The organism is Thermotoga sp., assembly GCF_021162145.1.
In the GTDB taxonomy this organism is placed as follows: domain Bacteria; phylum Thermotogota; class Thermotogae; order Thermotogales; family Thermotogaceae; genus Thermotoga.
This window is the reverse complement of record NZ_JAGGZH010000100.1, coordinates 1-3,572: the sequence shown is the minus strand read 5'-3', so window position 1 is coordinate 3,572 and position 3,572 is coordinate 1. Positions and strand designations below refer to the sequence as shown.

The 3,572-nt window shown below is 47.9% G+C and carries 5 protein-coding genes and 1 pseudogene; all 6 read left to right on the top strand.

Annotated features, from left to right (window positions below):
- Positions 1-624, top strand: a 624-nt coding sequence (locus tag J7K79_RS06320) for an ABC transporter permease (RefSeq protein WP_296906470.1), incomplete at its 5' end; no start/stop codon positions are given.
- A 2-nt stretch (positions 625-626) separates the two neighbouring features.
- A complete protein-coding gene (gene yfcE, locus J7K79_RS06315) occupies positions 627-1,190 on the top strand; it encodes a phosphodiesterase (protein WP_366932597.1) in 564 nt (187 codons plus the stop codon).
- Positions 1,177-1,899 (top strand): ribonuclease III, encoded by a 723-nt coding sequence (gene rnc, locus J7K79_RS06310; RefSeq protein ID WP_296906466.1) that lies wholly within the window; start codon positions 1,177-1,179, stop codon positions 1,897-1,899. Before yfcE ends, rnc begins: the two co-directional genes overlap by 14 nt.
- Entirely contained in the window at positions 1,896-2,855 is a 960-nt protein-coding gene (locus J7K79_RS06305) for a radical SAM protein (protein ID WP_296906463.1), read from the top strand. The genes rnc and J7K79_RS06305 overlap by 4 nt, the downstream gene beginning before the upstream one ends.
- The gene (locus tag J7K79_RS06300; protein ID WP_296906460.1) at positions 2,834-3,169 is read left to right on the top strand and encodes a cation:proton antiporter subunit C; all 336 of its coding nucleotides are present in this window, start codon (positions 2,834-2,836) and stop codon (positions 3,167-3,169) included. The genes J7K79_RS06305 and J7K79_RS06300 overlap by 22 nt, the downstream gene beginning before the upstream one ends.
- Positions 3,166-3,572, top strand: a pseudogene (locus J7K79_RS06295) (cation:proton antiporter); the annotation flags it as partial. The gene J7K79_RS06300 and the pseudogene J7K79_RS06295, both read left to right, overlap by 4 nt.

Below are 3,572 nucleotides of genomic sequence, written 5' to 3'. Positions count from 1 at the left end.
GTTCCCAGGTTGGCATTGAAGGATTCCACCCTCAGATTCTCCGATCTTGTCTCACCATTCATAATATTCTTCACTGGAATCCTGATAACGGTCTCCCTGGCGTGCGTCTCTACTTTTTTGGATAGAGAGAAGAACCTCCATGAGATGTTCCTCGTGTACAACCTTCCGTGGTGGGAGTACGCTCTGGGGAAGATCGTTGCCTACACCGTCCTTGGTGTGTCTGTCTCGATGATGGCATACGTACTCATAAGGATTCTCACCGAAAGTAACATGAGTTTTGCTCTTGCTTTCTCTCTGATAGTTCTCAACTCTATCTTTCACACTTCCGTTGGTTTTCTGGTCTCTGCGGTGTCCACTGACAAAAGTCTTGCGAACATCCTGGGAGTTTCTGTAATAGGAATCTCTCTTTTCTCGAGCGGTTTTGCCATCCCCATTAGTAACCTTCCGGAACACCTGAAGCGAATCGCCATGGCCACCCCCGTATTCAGAATCATGTACGCCCTCAGGATTTACCAGGTGGAACACGTCGTGGACGTACGCTCGATACTCTACGTTGGGATCTGGGCGATTGTTTTTCTTGTCCTCTCCATTTTCTCCGGGAAGCTGATCATAAGGAGGGGATGACCTTGAGAATAGTTGTTGTCTCGGACACTCACGGAGCCTTCTCTCCCATGAAGAAGATCCTGAAAATTGTCGACGCTTTCGATGAGATATGGCATCTGGGAGACGTTCTCTACCATGGTCCAAGGAATCCTCTGCCAGACGATTACAATCCAAAGGAACTTGCTTCCCTTTTGAAAAGATATCGTGTCATGTACATTCGTGGAAACTGCGATGCGGATGTGGACGTGCGGTTTCTAAAGATACCGGAAATGCCGCGGATGGGGATAGAGTACCTTGGAGATGTGAAAATACTTCTTGTTCACGGTGATCAATTCGAGTACGAGGAAGGAGATCCCGTTTTACTCGCTCAAGCGCACGATTGTAAAGCGATCCTGTTTGGACACACCCACGTTCCTCTGATTGAGGAAAGGAAAGGAATACTCCTGATGAATCCCGGATCACCAGCACTGCCCAAATCAGAGGATGGCCCAACATTTGGTATCATCGATACAGAGAAGAAGATATTCTACTTGTACTCCCTGGGAGGAGATCTTTTGGAAGAGGTGAGTCTCGTTGACAGAAAGTGAGAAAAGAGTCGTGGAAAAGTTACAGGAAAGACTGGGGGTTCATTTCGACAATGAGAAACTTCTTTTTCACGCACTCTGTCACAGTTCCTATGCGAACGAACAAAGGCAAGCCGGAAGAGAAGATGTGGAATCGAACGAAAAACTAGAATTTCTCGGTGACGCCGTTTTGGAGCTTTTCGTCTGTGAGATTCTGTACCGGGAGTATCCCGAAGCAGAAGTAGGTGATTTGGCCCGTGTGAAATCAGCCGTCGCGAGTGAGGAGGTCCTCGCGAGGGTCTCCAGAAAACTGAAGCTGGGAAAGTATCTGTTTCTGGGGAAAGGGGAAGAGAAAACAGGAGGAAGAGAGCGAGATTCCATCCTTGCAGACGCCTTCGAAGCCTTACTCGCAGCACTCTACCTAGACCAGGGTTACCAGAGGATAAAGGAGCTTTTCGAAGATGAGTTCGAGTTTTACATAGAGAAGATCATGAGAGGAGAAATGCTGTTTGACTACAAGACCGCGCTTCAGGAAATCGTTCAGAAGGAGTACAAGATACCACCGGAATACGTACTGGTGGGAACAGAAAGGAGCGGGAATGAAAAACTATTCGTCGTCGAGGTTCGCATAAACAATGAGATACTCGCAGTCGGCAAAGGAAAAACAAAGAAGGAAGCTGAGAAGGATGGGGCGAGAAAAGCCTACGAAAGACTGGTGATGAAAAAGATATGAAGATCATCCCTGTGTTTCTTCCATACGTGGGTTGCAAGAGAAGATGTGTTTTCTGTGACCAGGTAAAGGCGACGGGACAAAAGAAGGTCCCGTCTCTTGATGATATCGCCCAGCTCATAGAGGAATACTCCAGAACGTCCGGGGAGTACGAAGTGGGGTTTTATGGAGGAACGTTCACCGGTCTTTCCGAGCAGAAGATGGAAGAATACTTGAATTTCGTCAGAAGATTCCCCGTGGTGAAATCGATCAGGGTATCTACCCGTCCAGACGAAGTGACGAGAGAAAAACTCGAAATTCTGAAGAAATACGACGTCGAAACGATCGAAGTGGGAGTTCAGTCCTTCTCAGACGAGGTGTTGGAAGCTTCGAAGAGAGATTACACCTCGGAAGAAGTGGAAAAGGCCTGCAAACTCATAAAAAGGATGGAGTTTAGGCTGAGTGTGCACCTGATGGTGGGACTACCAAGGAGTGATAGAAAAGACGAGATACTCTCTGCTATGAGAACAGTGGAATGTGGTGCTGACCTGGTGAGGATACACCCCACTCTAGTTTTCGAGGGAACGGAACTCCACAGGATGATGAAAAGTTCCCGTTACAGGCCGCTCAGTTTGAAAGAAGCGATAGATATCTGTTCAGATCTCGTATGTATTCTGGAAGGCTGGGGCATTCGGGTGATCAGGATAGGATACCACGTTCCTGTGGAGCTCAGAAAGTACGTGGTGGCGGGCCCTCTGGATCCTGCCTTCGGAGACAAAGTGAGAAAAGCGGTCATGAAGAAGGTGATGGAGAGATTGAAACCAGTCAGAGTGGTTGCTCCAAAAAACTACCTTGTATGGTTTGAGTCAGAGAAAGTGGAAGCAGGGAAAGAATTCCGATTCGACGAACTGACATACGCCGATGCCCTTTTCCTTGTGGGGAAAGAGGTGGTCGAAAGATGCTTGAGCGACTCTCTCTGATGGTGGTCCTGGCCGGTCTCCTGGGAGTTCTGGTGAACAGAGATCTCATTAAGAAAATCATCTCGCTCGACATCATGGGAACCGGGGTTGTCAGTTTCTTTGTTATTGTATCGAGAAGACAGGGCAAAGACGTTCCAATCCCGTTTCATCAGGGTGCAGCTGATCCTGTTCCCCAGGCCCTGATTATCACCTCGATAGTGATCGGCTTTGCAACTGTTGCCCTTCTCGTCACGATAGCGAGCGTGATCTCTGCGAAGTACTCCTCTGTCTCTTCCGACAAACTCGATAAGGATCGAGGAGGAGAAAAAGAGTGATCTTCCTTTCTTACAACTTCTTTCTCGTAGCGCTTGGTATTGCCTGTCTTTCTTTAAAAAGGAGAGTTCCGACGTGGATAGTGTGGATCAATTTTCTCTTCACAGTCGCTGTCGTGTTCAGCGGCTACAGGTTCGATCTTATGTTGACAGGGGAGTTCGGTGTACATCTTCTGTTGGATCATACATCATATTACTTTCTCTTCCTCACTGCCCTGGTTTTTCTCGCCGTTTTTACAAAGAAAATGAGTGCGAATCTTTCGAATCTTCTTCTGGTCCTTCTCGGAACTCTCAATCTCACGTTTGTGAGTGCTGATCTGTTCAACCTCTACGTGACGATCGAAGCGGTGTCCCTTCTCACTTTCCTGCTGGTTGTGGAGGGGGGGAAAAAGGTCCAGTACTGGTC

Bases quoted from the DNA above. Each gene is read 5' to 3' on its own strand.
- J7K79_RS06305 (WP_296906463.1), top strand. From the start codon at position 1,896: ATGAAGATCATCCCTGTGTTTCTTCCATACGTGGGTTGCAAGAGAAGA.
- J7K79_RS06300 (WP_296906460.1), top strand. From the start codon at position 2,834: ATGCTTGAGCGACTCTCTCTGATGGTGGTCCTGGCCGGTCTCCTGGGA.